19 protein-coding genes are annotated in these 22,331 nt (G+C 66.9%); 11 read left to right on the top strand and 8 right to left on the bottom strand.

Annotated features, from left to right (window positions below; all coding sequences use genetic code 11):
- The 6 genes from BLP73_RS17850 to dctP all read right to left on the bottom strand — a co-directional run.
- Window positions 1-1,508 (bottom strand): sugar phosphate isomerase/epimerase and 4-hydroxyphenylpyruvate domain-containing protein (locus BLP73_RS17850; RefSeq protein ID WP_090748054.1); only part of this gene is annotated, 1,508 nt, incomplete at its 3' end.
- Window positions 1,505-2,353, bottom strand: a complete 849-nt coding sequence (locus BLP73_RS17855; protein WP_090748131.1) for a shikimate dehydrogenase family protein — start codon at window positions 2,351-2,353, stop codon at window positions 1,505-1,507. The genes BLP73_RS17855 and BLP73_RS17850, both read right to left, overlap by 4 nt.
- On the bottom strand, window positions 2,340-2,786 hold the full coding sequence (locus BLP73_RS17860; RefSeq protein WP_090748057.1) for a type II 3-dehydroquinate dehydratase: 447 nt from the start codon (window positions 2,784-2,786) through the stop codon (window positions 2,340-2,342). The genes BLP73_RS17855 and BLP73_RS17860 overlap by 14 nt, the downstream gene beginning before the upstream one ends.
- Window positions 2,787-2,805: 19 nt before the next feature.
- Entirely contained in the window at window positions 2,806-4,098 is a 1,293-nt protein-coding gene (locus BLP73_RS17865; protein WP_090748060.1) for a TRAP transporter large permease, read from the bottom strand.
- A 2-nt stretch (window positions 4,099-4,100) separates the two neighbouring features.
- Window positions 4,101-4,616: a TRAP transporter small permease gene (locus BLP73_RS17870; RefSeq protein WP_090748063.1), complete on the bottom strand. Its 516-nt coding sequence runs from the start codon at window positions 4,614-4,616 to the stop codon at window positions 4,101-4,103.
- Window positions 4,617-4,678: 62 nt separating this feature from the next.
- Window positions 4,679-5,668 carry a TRAP transporter substrate-binding protein DctP gene (gene dctP / locus BLP73_RS17875; protein WP_090748066.1) on the bottom strand — a complete coding sequence of 330 codons (990 nt, stop codon included), beginning with the start codon at window positions 5,666-5,668 and terminating at the stop codon, window positions 4,679-4,681.
- Window positions 5,669-5,874: 206 nt separating this feature from the next.
- Here dctP and BLP73_RS19975 point away from each other — a divergent pair, with 206 nt between their 5' ends.
- The gene (locus BLP73_RS19975) at window positions 5,875-7,248 is read left to right on the top strand and encodes a GntR family transcriptional regulator (protein ID WP_342672094.1); all 1,374 of its coding nucleotides are present in this window, start codon (window positions 5,875-5,877) and stop codon (window positions 7,246-7,248) included.
- 30 nt (window positions 7,249-7,278) lie between these two features.
- On the opposite strand, the gene BLP73_RS17885 is transcribed toward BLP73_RS19975, so the two are convergent.
- Both BLP73_RS17885 and BLP73_RS17890 read right to left on the bottom strand, forming a co-directional pair.
- Entirely contained in the window at window positions 7,279-8,340 is a 1,062-nt protein-coding gene (locus BLP73_RS17885) for an SDR family oxidoreductase (RefSeq protein ID WP_090748072.1), read from the bottom strand.
- 437 nt (window positions 8,341-8,777) lie between these two features.
- The gene (locus BLP73_RS17890) at window positions 8,778-9,287 is read right to left on the bottom strand and encodes a PfkB family carbohydrate kinase (protein WP_175453425.1); all 510 of its coding nucleotides are present in this window, start codon (window positions 9,285-9,287) and stop codon (window positions 8,778-8,780) included.
- Between BLP73_RS17890 and BLP73_RS17895 the strand changes: the two genes are divergently transcribed.
- From BLP73_RS17895 to BLP73_RS17940, 10 genes are all read left to right on the top strand, one after another.
- On the top strand, window positions 9,287-9,970 hold the full coding sequence (locus tag BLP73_RS17895) for an IS6 family transposase (protein WP_090748078.1): 684 nt from the start codon (window positions 9,287-9,289) through the stop codon (window positions 9,968-9,970). The two genes, BLP73_RS17890 and BLP73_RS17895, sit on opposite strands and share 1 nt — an antisense overlap.
- Complete coding sequence (locus tag BLP73_RS17900) at window positions 9,954-10,976, top strand: hypothetical protein (protein ID WP_245686748.1); 1,023 nt, start codon at window positions 9,954-9,956, stop codon at window positions 10,974-10,976. Before BLP73_RS17895 ends, BLP73_RS17900 begins: the two co-directional genes overlap by 17 nt.
- A gap of 608 nt (window positions 10,977-11,584) precedes the next feature.
- The gene (locus BLP73_RS17905; RefSeq protein WP_175453426.1) at window positions 11,585-13,480 is read left to right on the top strand and encodes an FAD-dependent oxidoreductase; all 1,896 of its coding nucleotides are present in this window, start codon (window positions 11,585-11,587) and stop codon (window positions 13,478-13,480) included.
- Between the two features lie 32 nt (window positions 13,481-13,512).
- The gene (locus tag BLP73_RS17910) at window positions 13,513-14,976 is read left to right on the top strand and encodes an aldehyde dehydrogenase family protein (protein ID WP_090748082.1); all 1,464 of its coding nucleotides are present in this window, start codon (window positions 13,513-13,515) and stop codon (window positions 14,974-14,976) included.
- Window positions 14,977-15,133: 157 nt separating this feature from the next.
- Entirely contained in the window at window positions 15,134-15,490 is a 357-nt protein-coding gene (locus BLP73_RS17915) for a cupin domain-containing protein (RefSeq protein WP_090748084.1), read from the top strand.
- 220 nt (window positions 15,491-15,710) lie between these two features.
- Window positions 15,711-17,393, top strand: coding sequence for an ABC transporter ATP-binding protein (locus BLP73_RS17920; RefSeq protein WP_217630729.1), 1,683 nt, complete (start codon window positions 15,711-15,713; stop codon window positions 17,391-17,393).
- Between the two features lie 36 nt (window positions 17,394-17,429).
- Complete coding sequence (locus BLP73_RS17925) at window positions 17,430-19,088, top strand: peptide ABC transporter substrate-binding protein (RefSeq protein WP_090748087.1); 1,659 nt, start codon at window positions 17,430-17,432, stop codon at window positions 19,086-19,088.
- A 59-nt stretch (window positions 19,089-19,147) separates the two neighbouring features.
- Window positions 19,148-20,098, top strand: a complete 951-nt coding sequence (locus BLP73_RS17930) for an ABC transporter permease (RefSeq protein ID WP_090748090.1) — start codon at window positions 19,148-19,150, stop codon at window positions 20,096-20,098.
- A 25-nt stretch (window positions 20,099-20,123) separates the two neighbouring features.
- A complete protein-coding gene (locus BLP73_RS17935) occupies window positions 20,124-21,005 on the top strand; it encodes an ABC transporter permease (RefSeq protein ID WP_175453427.1) in 882 nt (293 codons plus the stop codon).
- Window positions 21,006-21,016: 11 nt separating this feature from the next.
- Window positions 21,017-22,330, top strand: coding sequence for an NAD(P)/FAD-dependent oxidoreductase (locus BLP73_RS17940; protein WP_090748093.1), 1,314 nt, complete (start codon window positions 21,017-21,019; stop codon window positions 22,328-22,330).
- Window position 22,331 lies beyond the last annotated feature (1 nt).

Here is a 22,331-nt window from a genome sequence, read left to right on the forward strand (position 1 = left end):
TCGATGAAGCGGCCGGCGAGGGTGTGGCGCGCCTCGGCGCCGTTCAGCGTGACCCGCAGGCCACCCGCGCGGATCGCCTGGCTGCGCACCAGCCCGTCGGGATCGGCCACGTCCACCATCGGCGCCTTTCGGGCGTCGAAGATCGCCGTGTAGAAGAGCGACCAGCTGAGCATTTCGTCATAGGCCATGGTCTGGCCGATATGGTCGATGCCGGTGATCCCGGCGCCAAGCTCCGCGGGGGAGGCGGCGAAGTCCACCTGCCAGATGCCGGCAAGGTCCGCGCCCTCGTCCAGAAGCCGCAGCACGCTGCCGCCGACGCCGCGGATCGCCGGGATCCGCAGCTCGCCCGCGGCCGGCTCCTCGCCATGGGGCTGGGCCAGAAGGCCCGTGGCGCGGGCGAAGGCCGCCTGAGCATCCGGCACCATCAGCGCGATCTCAGAGACCGTGGTGCCGTGGGTCAGGTAGGTGCTGTGGGTGAAGCCCGCCTCGCCGGTGTTCACCAGCACGTTCGCGCGGCCCTGCCGCCAGAGCGTCACGGGCTTGGACACATGCGCCCCCGCCCGCGCAAAGCCCGCGCTGTCCAGCAGCGCCTCCAGCGCGGGGGCCTCGGCGGGCGTGGTCGCGAACTCGATGAACTCGACGCGGCCGACCGGAGCCGGGGGCGGCAGAGCGACGGGCGCGAGAGCGGGCTCGGCCCCCCGGAGCACCGCGTCCATCAGCGCGATCAGGCTGCGGTGCCCGTCCTGCGCGACCATCCGCGGCAGGCCAGCTCGGAACTGGTCGTTGAAGATCTCGAGGCTGAGCGGGCCGTCATAGCCGGTCGCCGCGACCGCGCGCATGAAGCCGGTGACGTCCAGATCGCCCTCGCCAGGCATGTTGCGGAAATGGCGCGACCAGTAGAGCAGATCCATGTCGATCGCCGGCGCGTCGGCCAGCTGGACGAAGAAGATCCGGTCGCCGGGGATGGCGCGGATCGTGTCGGGATCGATCTTGCGGGCCAGCGTGTGGAAGCTGTCGAGGATCAGGCCGACATGGCGGTGGTCCGCGCGGCGCACAACCTCCCACGCGTCGCGGTGGTCGAAGACGTGGCGGCCCCAGCAGAGCGCCTCGAAGCCGACGCGGACGCCGTGGCGGGCGGCCAGATCGCCCAGGTCGCGGAAGTCCTGCGCCATGCGGTCGATGCCGCCCATCGCGGCGGGATGCATGGTCGAGCAGACCAGCATCAGGTCGGTGCCCAGCTGGGTCATCAGCTCGAACTTGCGCTCGGCCCGCGCGAAGGCACGGGTGCGGTGCGGCTCGGGCAGGGCCTCGAAGTCGCGGAAGGGCTGGAAGAGCGTGATCTGAAGCCCGTGATCGCGCACCATGCGCCCGACCTCGGCGGGGGTGAAGTCCGAGGCGAGGAAGTCCTGCTCGAAGATCTCGATCCCGTCGAAGCCGGCAGCGGCGATGGCGGCCAGCTTGGTGGGCAGAGTGCCCGAGACGGTGACGGTGGCGATCGAGGTCTTCATATGTCCCGCCCCGCGGCCAGATCGGCGCGAAGCCGCGCCTCGTCCAGCGGAAGGCCGGTGAAGATCGACCACGCATCGACGCCCTGCCCCACAAACAGCTCGTAACCTGAGATGATGTCGAGGCCTTCAACCGCGGCCTCAATCAGGAACTGCGTGTTTACCGGCGTGTAGACGGCGTCGAAGGCCCACGTTGCCCCCGCTATCAGCGGCGCTGGCAGCGGCGTGCCCTCATAGCCGATCATGCCGACAGGGGTGCAGTTGATGAGGCCCTGCGCCCCTGGCGCCAACGCCGCAGCCTCCGTGCCGGTCGCGACCGCCAGTTCCGGGCGCGCCGCCCGCAGCGCCTGTGCCAAGCCTTCGGCCTTGGCGTGGTCGCGGTCGGCCAGCCGGATTTCGGTGACGCCAAGCGCAATCAGCCCGAAGGCCACTGCCCGGCCAACGCCGCCCGCGCCGATCATCAGCACCACACCCGGCGCGGCGTTCCCCCGCACCCGGCGGTAGGCGGAGACAAAGCCCGAATAGTCGGTGTTAAATCCCTGCGGCTGGCCGTTCCCGAAAAGCACCGTGTTGCAGGCGCCGATGGCCGCCACCAGCGGATCGTCAATGCGCAGGCGCCCGGCGACGACCTCCTTGTAGGGATAGGTCACATTGATGCCGCGATAGCCCCCGCCGGCGCATCGGTCGAAAAGCGCATTGAAATCCAGCCCCTCCTGCCGCGGGATCAGGCTGTCATAGCGCACCGCGCGCCCGTTCTGCGCCCCCGCCAGCCGGTGCAGCCGCGGCGACTGAGAGGCGGCAATGTTGTCGCCGATCAGGCCCAGAAGGATCGTGTCAGGCGTTTGCATGCGCATCCGCCATATCCAGCACGGCGCGCACGGCGATGGGATAGCCGGCGGGCCCGAGCCCCGCGATGACGGCCGTTGCCGCGCGCGACATCAGCGAGTTGTGGTAGATCGCCTCGCGCCGGTGGATGTTCGAGATATGCAGCTCGATGATCGGGCCGGGAAACATCTTCAGCGCGTCGAGGATCGGGATCGAGGTGAAGGTCAGTCCCGCCGGGTTGATGACGATTGCGGCCGCGTCGTCGATGGCCTCGTGGATCCAATCGATGATCTGCGCCTCGCTGTTCGACTGCCGAAAGACAAGCGCCCGGTCGCCGGCGGCGTCGCGGCACTGGCGCTCGATCTCGGCCAGGGTGGTGTGGCCGTAGATCTCGGGCTCGCGCTTGCCGAGACGGTTGAGGTTCGGGCCGTTGAGGACGTGGATCGGTTTCGACATGGTCAGCCAGATCGTTGGGTCATCCCTGGTAGCCGAACTGGCGCGGCAACCACAGGACGAGGTCGGGGAAGAGCGTGATGACGGCTAGCGCAAAGATGAGCGCCGCAATGAACGGGACGAGGTCGATGAAGATGTTGCGTAGCGGCGCCCGGGTAATGCTCTGCATGATGAAGATCAGAAGGCCGTAGGGCGGCGTGATGAGGCCGATCATGATGTTGACCACCGCGATCACCCCGAAATGCACCAGGTCGATGCCGAGCGCGTTGGCCGTCGGGATGAAAACCGGCACGATGATCAGGATGATCGCCGTGCCTTCCAGAAGGCAACCCAGCAGCAGCAGCGCGACGTTGACCATCAGCAGGAACTGCAGCGGCGTCAGGTCGTAGCCCTCCAGAAAGATCCGCAGCGCCTGCGGGATGTTTTCGGCGGTGACGACGTAGTTGAAGACCAGCGCGCCCGCGATCAGCATGCCGATGGCGACCGACGAGCGCGCCCCGCGCACCAGCGAGCTGTAGACCTGCGCCACGCTGACGCTGCGGTAGAGCACGACCGAGATGATGAAGGCATAGGCGGCGGCGACGGCGGCGGCCTCGGTCGGGGTCATGGCGCCGCTGTAGATACCGCCCAGCAGGACGACGGGCATCATCAGCGCAGGGAAGGCATGGAAGGTGATGCCGGGAAGCTGGCGCAGCGGCACCGGCGCCTCGACCGGGAAGGACCTGTGGCGGGCGGTCAGGAAGACCACGACCATCAGCATCAGCCCCATCAGCAGGCCCGGCAGGATGCCCGCCAGGAATAGGAAGCCGATGGAGGCGTTCGAGACGAGCGCGTAAAGCACCATCGGGATGGACGGTGGCACGATTGGTCCGATGACCGCGGCAGAGGCGGTCAGGGCCGCCGCGAAGCTGCGGGTGTAGCGGCCGTCGCGGGTCATCATGTTGGCGATGATCCGCCCCGTCCCTGCCGCATCCGCGAAGGCCGAGCCGGACATGCCCGAAAACACGATGGACTGGACGATGTTGACATAGGCCAGCCCGCCGCGGAACCGGCCGACCAGCGCGTTGCAGAAGCGCAGCAGCCGGTCGGTCATCGAGCCGATGTTCATCAACTCGGCCGCCAGGATGAACAGCGGCACGGCGAGGATGACATAGCCGGTGAACATGCTGTTCAGCAGGCGCTCGGCCACCAGACCCATGTCCTGCCCGCGCATGTAGAGATAGACGATGGAGCCGCCGATCATCGACAACCCGATGGGAATGCCCAGGATGGCGAAGGCGCCGATGACCAGAAGCGCGATGGTGAAGGGGTCCATGCTTACTCGCCGCGCTCAAGGTTGCTGTTGCCGGCCATCGGGTCGTGGCCGATGGCCGCCCTCGCACCCAGCCACAGGTAGCGGCAGATGATCGCCACGGCGAAGACGACGTAGATCGAATAGAGCCAGTCGTAGCGGATGCGCAGGTAGGACGTTCGCTGAACCCGCATGAAGGTCACGTAGTCCCAGACCGCGGGCAGCGATATGAGGAACAGGCCGACCAGCCCGAGCGCGGCAATCACCGTCATGAATCGCCGGATGCCCGGACGGACGCTGCCATAGACGATGTCGAAGCGGATCTCGTCCTCCTCGCGCAGCAGAAAGGCGGCGCCGAACAGCACCAGCCAGATCCACATCACGGTGCTCAGCTCGGAGGCCCAACCTGCGGGCCAGTTCAGCACGTAGCGGAAGAGGATGGTGATGATGAAGGACAGGAACATCGTGGCCAGCATTGCCGCCGCGATGGCGTCGGCCGCGTGCCTGAGCCAGGACGCCGCCCGAGAAAGGCCATGTCGCATGTCGCGCTCCGGAAGTGTCGCCGCTAGCGAAGAACGGGGCCGGATCGCCGGCCCCATCTCGATCAGAGCCCGTTGATGCGCTCGACCATGCCCTCGGGCCAGTCGGCCGAGATGGGCGAATTGAGGTAGCGGTCCTGCGCGAAGCTGCGGAACGCGTCGATATTGGGTTCGTATACTTCGAGCCCCTGCTCGGTGAAGAACGTCGCCAGCTCGGTCTCGCTGCGCTGATGCTCTGCCGTGCTCCAGGCGATGGCCTCATCCGCGGCGGCCTGGAATGCCTCCTGCTGCTCGGGCGTCATCTCGTTCCAGACCGAGGAGGAGACGGTCAGCAGGTCGAAGGCGACGAGATGAGAGGTCAGGGCGATCTGGCTCATCACCTCGTAGAAGCGCATGTTCTGCACGTTGGGCAGCGGGTTGTCCTGCCCGTCGATGGCGCCGGTCTGCAGGCCGGTATAGACCTCGGCATAGGCCATCGCGGTGGGGTTCGCGCCGATCGCCTCGCCGAGGAACTGCCAGGCCTCGCCCGGCGGCATCCGCAGGCGGATGCCCGACATGTCCTCGGGCGTCTCGATCCGGCGGTCAGGCACGAGCCCGACATGCCGGGTGCCGAAGAAGGTGGGCCCAAGAATGTGGACGCCCAGCTGCTCTTCCGCCATCGCCTTCATCTCGTCGCCTGCCTCGCTCTCGAAGAAGGCCAGCAAATGATCGGCGTCGCGGAACAGGTAGGCCGAGGTCAGGATCGACCAGGCCGGGATCTGGTTGGCGATGTCCTGGGGCGCGATGTTGCCCATCTCGAGGTTGCCGCGCTGCAGGGCCACAAGCTCGGTTCCTTGGCTGAACAGCGTGCCGCCGTAGTGGATCTCCATGTCGAAGTCTTCGGCGATCGCCTCTTCGAACTGCTGGATCATCTGGGCGCGGATGTCCTGATCAGAGAACACGGCAGAGAAGCGCAGCAGCGGCTTGTCCTGAGCGGATGCGTTGCCGGCGTGACCGACCGCAAGCAGCATGGCGCAGCCGGCAAGCAAGGCGCGGCGCGAAAAAGCGTGGTCCATAGGTTTCCTCCCACAGGATCATGTCGAGATGCTGCGGTGTCCGTTCCTCCGCACCGCGACTGACACGGTGCCATCAGATGCCTCATCGTTCAACAGCTAAATCGCGTGTCACCAAACATTATGCGTTTCGTATGATGCTCGCCGGGTGTAGCTGTATGGGAAGCACTGTTGTGCGGCAGACGATACTGAGGGAAAAGTCTCTGATGATGCTGGCTGATCCACAGGAAACCTCTGGCGAAAGCGCCTACCGGGCCATTCGAGCGGATATCGTGTCCGGTCGACTTCCACCCCGTGACCGCATGCGCCTCGAAACGCTGAAGTCGCACTACGCCGCCAGCATCAGCACCTTGCGCGAGGCGCTCTACCGGCTGACCAGCGAAGGGCTGGTGGTGGTAGAGACACGCGGCTTCGAGGTCGCGCCGCTGAGCACCCAGGAGTTCGTGGAACTGGCCGCGCTGCGCGAGCTGCTCGAAACCCGTGCCATGCGGCAGTCCTTTGCAGCGGGAACGCTGGAATGGGAGGGGCAGGTCGTCGGGTCTTTCCACAAGTTGAACCGGATGGAGCAGCTGATGCTCTCGGGTGACCGCAGCCGCAGCACGGAGTGGAAGCAATATGACCGCGAGTTCCACCGCACGCTGATCTCGGCCTGCGCCTCGCAGGAGCTTCTCGCAGCTCACGCCGCCATCTTTGACCGCTTTCAGCGCTACCAGATCGTGGCGGTGATCTTCCGTGGAGAGGCCGCCGCCGCCGAGCACGAGGCCCTTCGGCAGGCGGCGCTGGACCGCCGCATCGAAGACGCGGAGTCGGTGCTGCATCGTCATATCCAGGGCTGCATCGAGCACAGCATGGCGCAGGGCCTGCTGGACGCCGCGCTGCCTGACAGTTCTGTGCCAGGCGCGCGCCCGCGCGAACCTAGGCGCGACGCAGACCTGTCGGTCGGCGAGCGCGGATGGCGACAGGTGCGCGGCGATATCCTGATGGGCCGCCTGCTGCCGCGCCAGAAGCTGCGGCTCGACAGCCTGCGCGCCAGCTACGGCGTCAGCATCAGCACCCTGCGCGAGATCCTGAACCGGCTGACCTCCGAAGGCCTCGTCATCGCCGAGGGGCAGCGGGGCTTCGAGGTAGCGCCCGTGTCGGCCGCAAACCTGCACGAGATCGCGCAGCTGCGCCTTCTCCTCGAGGGGCAGGCGCTGGAGGATTCCTTCGCCGCCGGCGATGTCGAATGGGAAGCGCAGCTTGTCGCCGCCTATCACCGGCTGGTCTCCCTGGAAGAGCGCATGGCCGCGAACGACCGCAGCGCGGCGGAGCTGTGGAAGCAGTATGACTGGCAGTTCCATCAGGCCCTGATATCGGCCTGCGGATCTCAGATGCTGATGCAGCTGCACGGCGCGATATTTGACAAGTATCTGCGCTACCAGATGATCGCCCTGTCCTACCGAGGCCGGATCGCGGCGGACGAGCATCGCGCGCTGCATGACTGCGCTCTGCGTCGCGATGCCGCCGGCGCCCGCGCGGTGCTTGAGCAGCATCTGCAAGGCGGCGTGAGCCACGCGCTGATGACCGGAACCTTCGACAGCTGACGCGGCCGCGGCCGCGCCAGTGCTCTTAGTTCAGGGGATAATCCGGTCAGCGCGCAGCCGCTCGAAGAGATCGAAGAACGCATCATCCGTGGCTTGATAACCGGTAAACCCGAGCTTTCGGCTCTTCGACATGTCGGTCACGACTTCGATCGGCCGGCCCAGGTCGGCATCGGTATGCCACGGCGACGCCAGGCGCGTGATGTCGCTTTCCTCCAGTCCCTCCCGCACAGCGATGCGGGTCCAGATGTCGGCATCCCCAGCCATCTGCTCGGCCAACGGCCGTTCGACCCCGTCGAAGTTCTCGGCCTTGATGCCGAACCACTCCGCCAGTCGATGCCACATCCAGCTCCAGCGGAAGACGTCTCCGTTCACGATGTTGAAGTCTTGATCATGGGCGGCGGGCGTCTGCGCGGCCCAGATCACCTGCGCCGCCAGCTGGCGCGCGTCCGTCATGTCGGTCAGGCTGTTCCATTGCGTTTCAGACCCCGGAAAGCGGAACGGGCGGCCGGTTTCGCGACAGATCGAGGCATAGACAGCCAGGGTCGTGCCCATGTTCATCGCGTTGCCAACCGCCTTGCCGATCACGGTATGGGGGCGGTGGACGCTCCAGGTGAAGCCGTCGCGCTCGGCCGCGGCAAACAGCTCGTCCTCCTGGGCGTAGTAGAAGTTCTCGACGTCCAAGCGGCCCTGGTCTTCTCGGAACGGGGTCTGAGGCAGCCGGCCCTTCCCATAGGCCTCGAACGGACCGAGATAGTGCTTGAGCCCGGTCACTAGCGCCACGTGGCGAACCGTCTCGAGCGGGCGCAAGCCGTCAAAGAGGTTCCGCAGCATCACTGCGTTGACACGGATGTTCTCGGCCTCTGTCCGCTGACGCAGCCACGTTGTGAGGAAGACGTGCGACGGCGCAAGCGCTTCCAGCGCCTTCGCGACCGATGCGGCGTCCAGAAGGTCAGCGGCCACCGGCGTCACCCCTTCCTGCGGTTGAGGCGTGCGGCTGAGGCCGAGGACCGTCCAGCCCTCGCGGACCAGCTGTTCTGCAATGGCCTGACCTTGGATACCGGTTGCGCCGACCACCAGAGCGGTTCGTGTCATGGATGTCTCCTGTCCGTGTGCTGCCCAAGGACCTAGTCAATGCTCAATCATCGTGCCAGACGGCGCCAGAATGAATCATAGCACGTCGGCTCCATTGTGCGGTTCAGCGACCCCGTGATCCATGCAGCCTGAGAAACACATCGTCTTATTATCTGCAGCGCTGCTCGCGCGGCGTGACTCGCGCCTTCCAAAGAGATCTTGGATTTTCCGGCCTCTGGCAGCAACCGGAGCCGGAGAATTTTCCGTTGCCGTTAATGCGCGTGTCCAGCATTTGAAAGCAAGGATCAGGAAGCTGATTTCGACAGGCAGCTGCCACTTACCGCGGTTTTTTGACAGCGTCTCTACTGCGCTAACCTGACACGGGGAAATAGGTGGCAAGCCGGTGCCAACGACTTCGGCCACGGGTCAGACCTTGTGGAGATTTGGCGCAAGTCCTGTCACGCATGGAGAGTGTTCCTATTTCCCGGCTCCGGCCTTTCACACGGCTGGCTGCGACGGGCTCTGGTGAGCCGTTCATTTTTGGCGATTGATGCCGCCTCGACCTCCGTACGAGTCGGGATCGCACTGACCGCGCCCTTTCGGCCGACTTGGACGGCGGCTCCGGCTGCGGCTGCGGCAAGTGTCAGAGCCGCCTCGACCGGATGGGCGCCGTCTAATTCTGCCAGAAAGACACCTAGAAAGACGTCTCCGGCGCCGGTGGTGTCGATCACTGGCACCTGATGCGCCGCGACTCGCCGGCTTTGACCGCCCACGACGTACTCTGCCCCTTCTGCGCCGCGCGCGGCAAGTAACGCCAATCCTCCGGGCAGCCCGTCCTCGCCGCCGAGAGCTTGGTACAGTTGCTGCAATTCGACAGCATTTACCGACGGATCTGTCGCAAATCCTCGGCAGGTCTGTGCCGGAAGGATATGATGGCGTGAGTCCAGCCGATCAGTGGGGATGAGCAATGATTGTATCCTTCAAAGGTGCCCACTTTCCTAAGGACGTGATCCTGCACGCGGTCTTCTTCTACCTGCGCTACGGGGTGTCGTACCGCGACCTCGAGGAGATCATGGCCGAGCGAGGTGTCATAGTTGACCATGCCACGCTCAACCGGTGGGTGGAGCGCTATGCGGGTCAGGTTGCGGAAGATGCGCGTCGGCGCAAGCAGCCTACTGACAGATCCTGGCGCATGGACGAGACCTACATCAAGGTGAAAGGCCAGTGGGTCTATCTCTACCGCGCCGTCGACAAGTTCGGAAAGACGCTGGACTTCATGCTCTCGGAGCGCCGGAACAAGCCCGCGGCGATCAAGTTCTTCGCCCGCGCAATGGAGGTGAACGGCCTGCCCCGGAAAATTGTCATCGACAAGAGCGCCGCCAACACCGAAGGCATCAAGGACATCAACCGAATGTTGAAGCGCTTCGGCTGCCCGGTGCCGATCGAGATGGTGCGGATCAAGTATCTCAACAATCTCGTCGAGCAGGACCACCGCTTCATCAAGCGCCGGGTGAGACCGATGCTGGGCTTCAAGAGCTTCAAGGCAGCGGCGGCGACCACTGCCGGGATCGAACTGGTCAACATGATCCGCAAGGGCCAGTTCAGGCCCGAGCTCCGTCCTTTCCAGCAGTTCTGTGAGATCGCCGCCTGACGCCGAGGCGGTCATCGACCAACTGCGTCACGCTGTAGAGTTTGCGACAGATCCCCAAAACGGCCCTGATCCGGGCGATCCCGCCGCCTGGCAGGAGGCGCAGGCGGCGCTGGCCCTGCCCTTGGCCGAGGCGGCCGCGGCGCTCGGACGGCTGGACGCGACGCTGGCCACCCTGGACCCGGCAGCCGCCCACGGGGCCGTCACCCGGCTGGCGTTGGCCGAGACCGAGGCCATGCTCTGGGCCGGCGGCACCGTCCTGCCGCGCGAGGAGATCGGCCGCGACGCCCTGGACGCGCGGGCGGCCTCCGATCCCGAGGCGATGCGGCTGGCGCGATGGGCGCTGCGGCGGCTGGAAGGGCAGGGCGCCTTGACCGACCTGCCGGCCTTCCTGGGCCTGCATCGATCGGCCGGGACGGAGCCCGGCGCTGGGGGGCGGCTGCGCGGGCCGGACTTCGCGCAGGGGGCGGCGGATTACCGGGCGCGGATCGCGGCGGCAGCGGAGCTGCACCCGCTGGTGCGGGGCTGCCTGGCGGGGCTCCTCTGGCGGCAGGCCGGGCTGTCGCCGCCGGACCGGGTGATCGAGCCGGCGGTTTATGCGGGGCGGCTGATGGCGCAGGGCTGCGAGCGGCTCCTCTTCGCGCCGCTTGGTGCCGCCGGCCGCCGGGTCTGGACGGCGGGCGGGGCCGTCGAGGATCGCCTGGCCGGCCATCTTGCCGCCATCAGCGTCGGCGTGCGCGCCGGGCGCGACGAGATCCGCCGCCTCGAGACGTGGGCGGCGGGGGCGCGGCGGGCCACGGGGGGCATCCGGGGCCCAAACGCCGGACGGGTCATCGCCGTTCTCGCCGCCCGCCCGCTGGTCTCGGCCGAGGACGTCGCGGCTGGCGCCGGCATCAGCCGGATGACCGCCGAACGGATGTTGAACCGCATGACCGCCATGGGCGTGATCCGCGAGATCACCGGCGCCAGCCGCTTCCGCCTCTGGCGGGCGAACCCGGCAGCGACATGAAGCAGTTAGGCAGAGCCGATCTTCAGAGGTCACGGGCCGTCAGGTGGAGAATTGGCGGAACAGGAAGTGGTGGCCTCGGACGCAGGGTGTAGCTGTATGAACGCTCGCTCAAACGCTATTTGAGCCTCGTGCGGGGAGGCCCGCCCTCTCGATCCGGGAGTGCCCGTGTCTGGCTGCATCGAGAGAGGCGGTGCCACAATCTGCTGCAAGCTGGCGCGTTCCGCGCAGGCTGCGCTGCATTCGGCGGCGCTTTCGGCAGGATGCCACCGCCATGTTCTCGTAGTCTGGTCTTTGCCCAAACGATGATGGAGGCGCGAATTATGCGCGAGAGCGATGGAATTGGCGCGAGGGTCCGTATCGACTCGGCGGAGATCGGGAAGGTTATTCAGATCTGGCGCTATCCGGTTAGCTCGTTGGCGGGCGAGTGCTTAACCTCGGCCCGTCTTACCTTTGGGGGCGTCGAGGGCGACCGAGCTTACGGCGTTTTTGACCGAAGCAACGGAACAAACATCTATCCGGTCCGTGACGCTCGCTGGAATGCGGCGCCTCTGGCAGCAGCGCGTCTCGTGGATCGCCGCCTTGAGATTTCAGCCGGTCAGGGATGGGCGGTGGGAGACGATGTCGCAGGGCTGCTGGCCGAGGTCTTTGGACAGCAGATCCAGTTGCGCGCCTATGGTGCCGCCGACCGGCCACGCTACAACCGCGCGCCGCTGCATCTGCTCAGCGTGCAGGCACTGGACAGCCTGCGCCGGCACCTGCCGGGCAGCGCGGTCGACGCGCGGCGCTTCAGGCCCAACCTTCTGGTCGATCTGCCGCATCTTGGCGGAGATATCCCGGAATACGCGCTGCTCGGCCAGGAATTCACCCTGGGCGGCCTGCGGCTGCGCGGCACCGTACCCTGCGGTCGCTGCGGCTTCACGACGCTGCCGGCCGGCGAATTGCCGCAGGATCCGGACATCCTGCGCGCCCTCGTCCGGCAGTATGAGCGCAATTTCGGCATCTATTGCGATGTCCTTGACGAGGGCGGGATCGAGCCTGGCGCCACGCTGCGCGTCAAGGCGCAGCCGACGCGGGTCGTGATCGTCGGCGGCGGGCAGGCGGGGGCCACGGCCGCGCGGGCGCTGCGGCGGCTTGGCCATGCGGGTCCCATCTGGATCCTCGCCGAGGAACGTCATCTGCCCTATGAGCGGCCCCCCCTGTCCAAATCCGCCGCGCCAGGTGCGCCCATCCTGAGCTCGGACGAGGCCGCCAGGACCCGGATCGAGATGGACCTCGGCAATGCCGCTGCCGCGCTTGACCTGCGGGCGCGACAGGTCGAGACGGCCGAGGGCGAGATCCTGCCCTATGACAGGCTGATCCTGGCGACCGGCGGGCGGGCGCGGCGGCTTCCTGGCCTTGACCGCGGTCATGGCCGGGTGCATTCGCTTCGCCTGCGCGAGGATGCCGAACGCCTGTGGCGGGTGCTGCGGCCGGGCGCGCGGCTTTTCATTCAGGGCGGCGGCTGGATCGGGATGGAGCTGGCGGCGGCAGCCCGGATGGCCGGGGCCGAGGTCGACCTGTTCCTCAGGGGCGATCGGCTGGCGCCTCGGGTGCTGCCCGGCATCGTCGCCGAGGCGCTGGCCAGGATGCATTGCGCGCATGGCGTGCGGCTGCATGTCAAAGCAGAGCCGCGCTTTCAGGAACACGCAGACCACATCGCCTGCCGCAACGGCGGGCAGGATCTGGTCGCCGACCACCTTCTGGTCGCCATCGGCATGAGGGCCAATGACGGGATCGCGCGCCGGGCGGGGCTGGACTGCGACGACGGCATCGTCACGGATGACGGCGGCGCGACGCGCGATCCGGCGGTCTTTGCCATCGGCGACGTCGCGCGCCCGCCGGCAGGGCGGATCGAATCCTGGCAGAACGCCGAAGCGCAGGCCGAGGCCGTCGCCCGGCAAATCCTGGGCCTGGCCCCTGCGCCGCCCGCGCCGCCCCGCTTCTGGTCCGAGCAGTTCGGCCGCCGGCTGCAGATCGTCGGCCGTCCCTCGCCCGCGGCGCCTCTGGTGGCCGAGGCCGAGGATTTCTGGGACTTCGGCGATTTCGCCATCGGGATCGACCAGCCCGAACAGATCCACCGCGTCGCCCGCCGGGTTTCGGACGCCCCCGCCGCCAGCGCCAGGCCCGCCCCCGCCGCGCAGGTTCAGCGCAGCCGCCACCGGCTCTGCGCTTCGGCCGATCTGGTCGAGGGCGCGCTGCTGCGGATCGCGCATCCGGCGCACGGGCCCTTGTGCGCCACGCGCCAGAACGGCCGCGTCCATGTGACCGATGACCGGTGCCCCCATGCCGTCGCCTCGCTCAGCGAGGGCTTCGTGGATGGCGGGCGGCTGATCTGCCCGCTGCATTTCGCCGAGTTCGACCTGACCGACGGCAGCCCGCATCACGCACCCGAGGGTTGCGGCGGGCTGATGATCCATCCGGCGACCGAGCGGGACGGCCAGATCCTTGTCGATCTGCCGGACTGAAGACATCCCACGGACACAGAAAGGACCCGGACATGAGCGCGATCATCGACATGCTGGCACAGCGTGGCAGGCTGGAAAGCTTCCTTATCGGCGGCGAATGGGTGGCGCCTCGGGGGCATCTCACGCGCGAGGTCGTGAACCCCGCGACCGAAGCGGCGCTGTGCCACATCGTTCTGGGCAGTACCGCCGATGTCGATCTTGCGGTAATGGCGGCGACCGCGGCCTTCACGGGTTGGAGCGAAAGCGCCCCCGCCGCTCGCGCGGCCATGCTGGCGCGGCTCGAGGCGCTGATGGAGGCGCGGGCCGAGGTGCTGGCCGATTGCATGAGCCTCGAGATGGGGGCGGCGCGTGCCTATGCCCGCAGCGCTCAGGTGCCGCTGGCGATGGCCCATGTGCGGACTGCGCGCGAGGTTCTGGAGGGGTTCACCTTCCAGTCGCCGCGCGGAACCACCGCGATCCGGCACGAGCCGATCGGCATTTGCGCCCTGATCACGCCGTGGAACTGGCCGCTTTACCAGATCACCGCCAAGATCGCACCGGCACTGGCCGCCGGCTGCTGCGTGGTGCTGAAGCCGTCCGAGCTGGCGCCGCTCAGCGCGCTGCTTCTGGCCGAGCTGATCGAGGAGGCGGGCTTTCCGCCCGGTGTCTTCAACCTGGTGCAGGGCGACGGTCCTTGCGTGGGCGCCGCGCTGGCCGCGCATCCGGGCGTTGACATGATCTCGATTACCGGCTCGACCCGGGCGGGGATCGAGGTCGCTCGCGCCGCCGCCCCGACCATAAAGCGCGTGGCGCAGGAACTTGGGGGCAAGTCGCCCAATGTCATCCTGCCGGATGCCGATCTGGTGCGCGCGGTGGCGCCAGGGGTGGCGGCGGCGATGCGCAATCTGGGGCAATCCTGCAGCGCGCCGACGCGGATGATCGTGCCGCGCGCTGCCCTGCCTGAGGTGGAGGCGCTGGCGCAGGAGGCCGCAACACAGATCGTGATAGGCGATCCCTTCGACGCGCAGGCGACGCATGGTGCGATCGCCAACCGCGCACAGTTCGACCGCATCCAGACGATGATCGCTGCCGGCATCGATGAGGGCGCACGCCTTGTCGCGGGCGGCCCCGGGCGGCCTGACGGGCTTGCTGCGGGCCTGTTCGTGCGGCCCACGATCTTCTCGGACGTCCGAACCGAAATGCGCATCGCGCAAGAGGAAATCTTCGGCCCGGTCCTGTGCCTGATCCCCTATGACGACGTGGACGAGGCGGTGCGGATCGCCAATGACACCGTCTTCGGCCTCGGCGCGCATGTGCAGGGCAGCGACCTTGCGCGGGCGCAGACCGTGGCCTGCCGCATCCGGGCGGGGCAGGTGCACCTGAATTACCCGGCCTGGGACCCGCACGCCCCCTTTGGTGGCTACAAGCAGTCGGGCAACGGCCGCGAATACGGCCGCGAGGGGATGCTGGAATATCTCGAGGTGAAGGCGATCCTCGGGTTTTATCCGGCACCTTGACCCGACCGCAGAATGCACCGCGCCGCGCCCGCAGATCGCCATCATCGGCTGCATGATGGGCGGATTCGGCAGCGAACGCCTTGGCCAAGGGGCGAGGATCGAACCACAACAAACAAGGCCGCAGCCAAACGCCGGCCACCACCAGCAGGAGTTCCGCATGTCGAACCTGATCGCCATCGACCCCAACCCGACCTTCGCGCCGAAGGAATCGCAGCCCACGCCCGAGCGCCTGATTTCGGGCACGCCCAGCTTCAGGTCCTGGCCGCAAGATGCCTCGCGCGATGAGAAGGTCCTGACCGGCGTGTGGGAGGCGACTCCGGGCGAGACGCATTCGATCAAGGGCACGATGTTCGAATATTGCCATATCCTGTCCGGCCGGATCGAGATCGAGGAGAAGGGCGGAGCCACGCAGTCCTTCGGCCCCGGCGACACCTTCGTGATGAAGCCCGGCTTCGTCGGCGTCTGGCGCACGATCGAGACCGTCCGCAAGGTCTATGTCTGCGTTTACGACTGAACGGCGGGCGCGGTAGCATATGCCTTCGCCACGTCGCAGGACAGTCGATCCTCCCGCGACAGGCGGCGATTTCGACAGGATGTCCGCCCCCGGCGGGACAAGCATGAGAGGCGGGCAGCCCCACAGCGCGGCCCAGTCCTCTTCAGCGGAGTGTCACCCCAATGAACGAGATCACACACGTCCAGCCTCGGCCCGCAGGGACCCCGCCGGAGCGGACCCGATGATGGCCCAACCCGTCATCACCCCCGCAACCGCCCCCGAAGCTGCGCCCGAAATCGCGCTGTCCGTCCGCGGCCTGACCATCGCGCTGCCCAAAAGCATGGAGCGTCGCTACGCCGTCGAGGACGTGTCCTTCGATCTGCATCGCGGCCAGATCCTGTGCGTGGTGGGCGAATCCGGGTCCGGCAAGTCGGTCACCGCGAACACGCTGCTGGGCCTTCTGCCCAAGGTGATGAAGACCACTGCCGGCTCGATCACGCTGGAGGGGCGCGAGGTCATCGGCATGGGCGCTGAAGAACTGCGCGATCTGCGCGGCCGGATCGTGTCGATGATCTTCCAGGACCCGCTCTCGGCGCTGAACCCGCTGATGACGGTCGGCGCGCAGGTCGATGAGGCGATGGCCTCTCACGGGATGGGCACGGCCGAGACGCGCCGGACCCGCACGCTGGAGCTGCTGGCCGAGGTCGGGTTGCCCGATCCGAAACTGATGTATCACCAGTATCCGTTCCGCCTGTCCGGCGGTCAGCGCCAGCGGGTGATGATCGCGATGGCCCTGGCGCTTGAGCCGACGATCCTGATCGCGGATGAGCCGACGACCGCGCTGGACGTGACGACCCAGGCCCAGATCCTGAAGCTGATCCGCGACATCCAGCGCCGCAAGGGCATGAGCGTGATGTTCATCACCCATGATTTCGGCGTCGTCGCCGAGATCGCCGACAGCGTCGTCGTGATGGAAAAGGGCCATGTCGTCGAAACCGGCCCGGCAGATCAGGTCCTGCGGTCGCCGCGCCACGAGTACACGCAGCGCCTGATCGCCGCCGTGCCGCATCTGCGCAGCGAGGATCGCCCCGCGCCTGCCGGCAGCGCCGAGGCGCCCCTGCTTGAGGTCAGGAACCTCGTGAAGACCTATGCCAGCGGCAGCGCGCTTCTGCGCACGCGCCGGGTGGTGCCGGCGGTGCAGGATGTGTCGTTTCAGCTGGCGCGTGGCAGCACGCTTGGAATCGTGGGCGAGAGCGGGTCGGGCAAATCCTCGCTCGGCCGGCTTCTGGTGCGGCTGATGGATGTGGACAGCGGCCAGATCCTGTTCGACGGCAAGGACATCGCCGCCCTGCCCGAGGCCGAATTCCGCAGCTTCCGCCCCAAGATCCAGATGATCTTTCAGGACCCCTTCGCCTCGCTCAACCCCCGGATGACGATCGGCGGTATCCTGACCGTCGGGCCGATGGCCCACGGGATGAAGGCTGCCGAGGCACGCGCGCAGGCCCGTGATCTGCTGAAGCTTGTCGGTCTGGATACCGGGGCGTTCGGGCGCTATCCGCACGAATTCTCGGGCGGGCAGCGCCAGCGCATCGGCATAGCCCGCGCGCTGATGTTCCGCCCGCGCCTTCTGGTCGCGGACGAGGCGGTGTCGGCGCTGGACGTGTCGATCCAGGCGCAGATCCTGGAACTTCTGGAACGCATCCAGCGCGAGACGGGCGTGTCGATGGTCTTCATCACCCATGACCTGCGCGTCGCCAGCCAGATCTGCGACGAGATCGCGGTCATGCACAAGGGCCGCATCGTGGAGCACGGGCCGCCCTCGCAGATCTTCCAGACCCCCCGCTCGGACTACACGCGCGAGCTGGTGGCCGCCATTCCGGGCGAGGATTTCCAGCGCGCCGCGCCCGCGATGGCGCTGAACTGACAACAACAAACACTTATCAACACGGGAGCCGAAACGATGACCAAGGACCTGAAGACCGGCCTTTCGCGGCGGAGCGCATTGTCGCTGATGGGGGCAGGCGCCGCCGCGCTGCTGACGCCCAACCTTCTGGGTAAGCCCGCTTTTGCGCAGACCCCGCCCGATGCCCCGACCGGTCGCGTTATCGTCGGCCTGTCGCAAGAGCCGACGGTCTTCAACCCGCTGATGCCCAAGATCGAGGTGGACGACAACGTGCATTTCTCGATCTTCGATGCGCTCTTCCGCATCAACGAGAATGGCGAGTTCGTCCCGAACCTTGCGGCCGAGGTGCCGACGCTTGAAAATGGCGGCATTTCCGAGGACGGGCTGAGCTGGAGCGTCAAGCTGCGCGACGATGTCACCTGGCACGACGGCGAGGCATTCACGGCCGACGACGTCAAGTTCACGCTCGAGCTGATCGTCAATCCCGATTTCCGGGCCTGGCGGACGACCGGCCATGATCTGGTGCGCGACATCGAGGTCGTGTCCCCGACCGAGATCACCTGGCGGATGGAAGAGCCCTTCGCGCCCTACCTGTCCTTCCTGACCGAAACCTTCATCGTCCCCGAGCATATTCTCGCCGCGGCCGAGGACCCGAACGAGGCGCCCTTCAACCGCGAGCCGATCGGCACCGGCGCCTTCAAATGGGGTCAGCGCACCGCGGGCGATGCCCTGACCCTGGTCGCCAACCCCGACTATCACGGCGAAGGACCCTATATCGAAGAGCTAATCTTCCGCTACATCCCCGACATGACGGTGCTGTTCACGCAGTTCCAGAGCGGGGCCATCGACGTGGTGGGCCGGTCCTACATCACCCAGGACAATTACGAGGCCGCGAAGGCCCTGCCGGACCGCCAGGTCGATCTGGTCCCGGCCCCCTCGGTCGAGTCGATCTACCTGAACCTCGAGCGGCCGCAGTTCCAGGATCCGGCGGTGCGCCAGGCGCTCTATTACGCGCTTGACCGCTCGGCCATCATCGACGTGCTTTACTACGGTCTGCCCGAGGCGACCGAGACCTTCATGCCGCGCCAGTCCGCCTACTACCATGACAGCCTGCCCGCGCAGGAGTTCAACCTGGACCGGGCCCGCGAGATTCTGGACCAGGCGGGCTGGGTCACCGGCTCGGACGGCATCCGCGAAAAGGACGGCGTGCGGCTGGAGTTCAACAACTCGACCACGACGGGCGCGCATCTGCGCGAGCAGACGCAGCAGTTCGTCCAGCAGACCTTCGCCGAGATCGGCGTGCGGATGAACATCGAGAACATGCCGGCGGCAGTCATGTGGGGCGATTTCTGGGTCCTGTCGCAATTCGACAGCGCCATGGTGGGCATCACCTACCTGATCGCGGCCGATCCGGACGTCACGAACCGGCTGCACACCGATGCCATCGCCGCGCAGGGCGGGAACGGCTCGAACACGGGACAGTATTCCAACCCCGAGGTGGACGCGCTGCTGGACGAGGGTGCGCGTACCTTCGATCCCGAAGCGCGGATGGCCATCTACCGCGAGGTGCAAGAGATCGTGCGCAGCGACCTGCCGTTCCTGCCGCTGTTCTCCTACACGCAGGTCTATGGCCGCAAGGCGGGGCTGGACGGCTTCGTGCCGAATACCAACACCCGCAGCGAGACGTGGAACGCCGCCAGCTGGTACTGGAGCTGACGACCGCTGCTGCCCGCGCGATCGCGCGGGCAGCCCGCTAGTCCCGCAAGGAGGGGAACATGGCTGCTTTCCTGCTCAGACGCCTTTTGCAAAGCATCGTGCTGCTGGTGATCGTGTCGATCATCGGCTTCACGGTCCTGAACCTGATCCCTGGCGGCCCGCTGGCGCAGTACGCCCTCGATCCCGGCATGACCGAGGCCGACCGGCTGCGCATCGCCGCGCAGATGGGCCTCGACCGGCCGCTTTACGTCCAGTACCTGGAATGGGCCTCGCGCATGGTGCAGGGGGACTGGGGCACGTCCTATCGCGACGGCAACCCGGTCACGACGGTGATCGCGCGCCATGTCCCTGCGACGCTGCTGCTGATGGGGTCGTCGACGGTCATCGCGGTCGCGGTCGGCACCTGGATCGGCATCCGGGGCGCGACGCATCGCAACTCGGCCTCGGACTATGTGGCGACGGTGGGCGCGATGATCGCGCTGTCGATCCCGACCTTCTGGTTCGGCCTGATCGGCATCTACGTCTTCTCGCTGCGGCTCGGCTGGCTGCCCTCGGGCAACATGTACACGATCGGCGACGGCTCGGTCCTGAACGTGCTGCACCACCTGATCATGCCCTCGGTCGTTCTTGCCCTGGTCCATATCGCAATCTGGAGCCGGTTCATGCGCTCGGCCACGCTGGACGCGATCAGCCAGGAATTCGTCAAGACCGCCCGCGCCAAGGGCGTGCCCGAACGGCGCGTCGTCATGAAGCACGTCGTGGGCAACGCGCTTCTGCCGATGATCAGCCTGGCCGGGGTGCAGGTCCCCTCGCTGCTGACCGGCGCGCTGGTGACCGAAACCGTATTCAGCTGGCCCGGCATGGGACGGCTGTTCCTCGATAGCCTCAGCTACAGCGACTATCCGGTGGTGATGGGGCTGCTGATGTTCTCGGCCATCCTGACGATCGTCGCCAACTTCATTGCCGATGTCGCCGTGGCATTGGTCGATCCCCGCATCCGCCTGGCCTGAGCGCCGGGAGACGAAAGGCTGCACCATGACCGACATGACGGTATCCCTTCCTCCCCAAGCGCGCTGGTGGCAGAGCCGCGTCGTGCGTCGCTTCACCGGCAACTGGCTGGCGCTGCTGGGGCTGGCGATGATCACCCTGCTGACGCTGGCCTGCATCTTCGGCCCGTCGCTGCTGCCCTACGATTCGCTTTATGTCGACCTGCGGGCACGCTTCGCGCCCCCGCTCAGCGGGCAGCACTACCTGGGCACCGACCCCCTGGGCCGTGACATCGCCGCGCGTCTGCTGATGGCGGGGCGCATCTCGCTGATGGTCGGCTTTTTCGCGATGCTGCTGGCGACGCTGCTGGGCACGGTGGTCGGCGTCATCGCGGGCTACAGCGGAGGCTGGGTCAATTCGGTCCTGATGCGGACGGTAGACGGGTTCCTGTCCTTCCCGACGATCTTCCTGCTGCTGGCGCTGGCGGTTGCGCTGCAACCGACCCCGGTGATGATCACCATCATCATCGCCCTGACCGGCTGGATGGAGGTCGCACGCATCGTCGAGGCCGAGGTCCGGTCCCTCAAGGAACGCGAATTCGTCATGGCCGGCCGGATGCTGGGCCTTGGCCGCGCGCATATCATGTTCCGCGAGATCCTGCCGAACGCCATGGGCCCGATCATCGTCGCCGCCACCCTGACCGTCGCCCGCGCCATCCTGCTGGAGGCCTATGTCAGCTTCCTCGGCTTCGGCATCCAGCCGCCCTTGCCCAGCTGGGGCAACATGCTGAACGGTGCGCAGCAATATCTTGGCACCGCGCCATGGCTGGCCATCATTCCGGGGGTCGCGATCACCATCGCGGTGACCAGCTTCAATTTCATTGGCGACGGGCTGCGTGACGCGCTCGACGTGCGCAAAGATACCTTGTGAAGGACCGAGCCATGACCGAGCCGTCGCGCATCGCCAAGAAATCGACCCCCTACTGGTGGGAGGCCGCGCCCGTCCGCCCGCTGCCCGAGCAGGCGCTGCAGAAGCAGGTCGATGTCGTCGTTCTCGGCGCCGGCTATGCCGGGCTGTCGGCCGGGTTGACGCTGGCGCGGGCCGGCCGCTCGGTCGCAATCTTCGATGCGATGAACCCCGGCGAGGGGGCATCCTCGCGCAATGGCGGCATCACTTCGGGCAGCATCCGGCCGGGCTTTGCCACGCTGACCCGCAAATTCGGTGAAAGGACCGCATTGGCCATCGAGGCCGAGGGAAAGCGCGCGCGCGAATTCCTCTATGGTTTCCTCAAGGACGAGGGGATCGACTGTGATTTCCGCCTGACCGGCGCGTTTCGCGGTGCCTTGGGCCATGACCAGTACGATGTGATGGCCCGCGCCGCCGACACGCTGGCCAAGCGGCTTGGGATCGACACCTATGCCGTCCCCCATGCCGAGCAGCGCGGCTATATCGGCACGGATTTCTATCGCGGCGGGGTCGCGCGCATGGATATCGGCGGGCTGCACCCGGCCAAGTTCCATGCCGGTCTGCTGCGCGTCACGTTGGCGGCCGGGGTGACGGTGCATTCCCATACGCCGGTGACAGCCATTGCCCGCGAAGGTGCCGGGTTCGAGGTGACGACCAGCGCCGGCAAGATCGCCGCGCGGCAGGTCCTTGTGTGCACCAACGGCTATACCGACGGGGCCGTCCCCTTCCTGCGCCGCCGCCTTGTGCCGGTCCGCAGCCGGATCATCGTGACCGACCCCCTGCCGGCCGAGCTGATGGACCGCCTGATGCCGCGCCGCATGATGATGAGCGAGAACCGGAAGCTGGGCTTTTACTATCGCCCGACGCCGGACGGGGCCTCGATCCTGCTGGGGGGGCGCGACAGCAGTTTCGCAGGCGATCCGGTCGAGCCGATCCTGCGTCTGCGCGATGGCCTTACAGAGCTTTTCCCCGAGCTGTGCGATGTCGGCTTCACCCATAGCTGGTTCGGCAATGTGGCGATGAACCGCGACATGCTGCCCCGGATGTTCGAAAAGCACGGCGTTCTTTACGCCAGCGGCTTCTGCGGCTCGGGCGTGGTCTGGGCGCCGTGGCTGGGGCGGCGCGCGGCGCAGCGCCTGCTGGGCGAGCGTGTCGATGAGCCAAGCGCCTTCGACATGCGCCCACCTGCCGCGGTGCCGTTCTTCAACGGCAAGCCGTGGTTCATCCCCGCGATCATCAAGGGCTATGCGATCCAGGACCGCATCGCGCTGTCGCGGGCAAAGCGCTAGG

The sequence above is a fragment of the Paracoccus tibetensis genome (assembly GCF_900102505.1).
Lineage (GTDB): Bacteria > Pseudomonadota > Alphaproteobacteria > Rhodobacterales > Rhodobacteraceae > Paracoccus > Paracoccus tibetensis.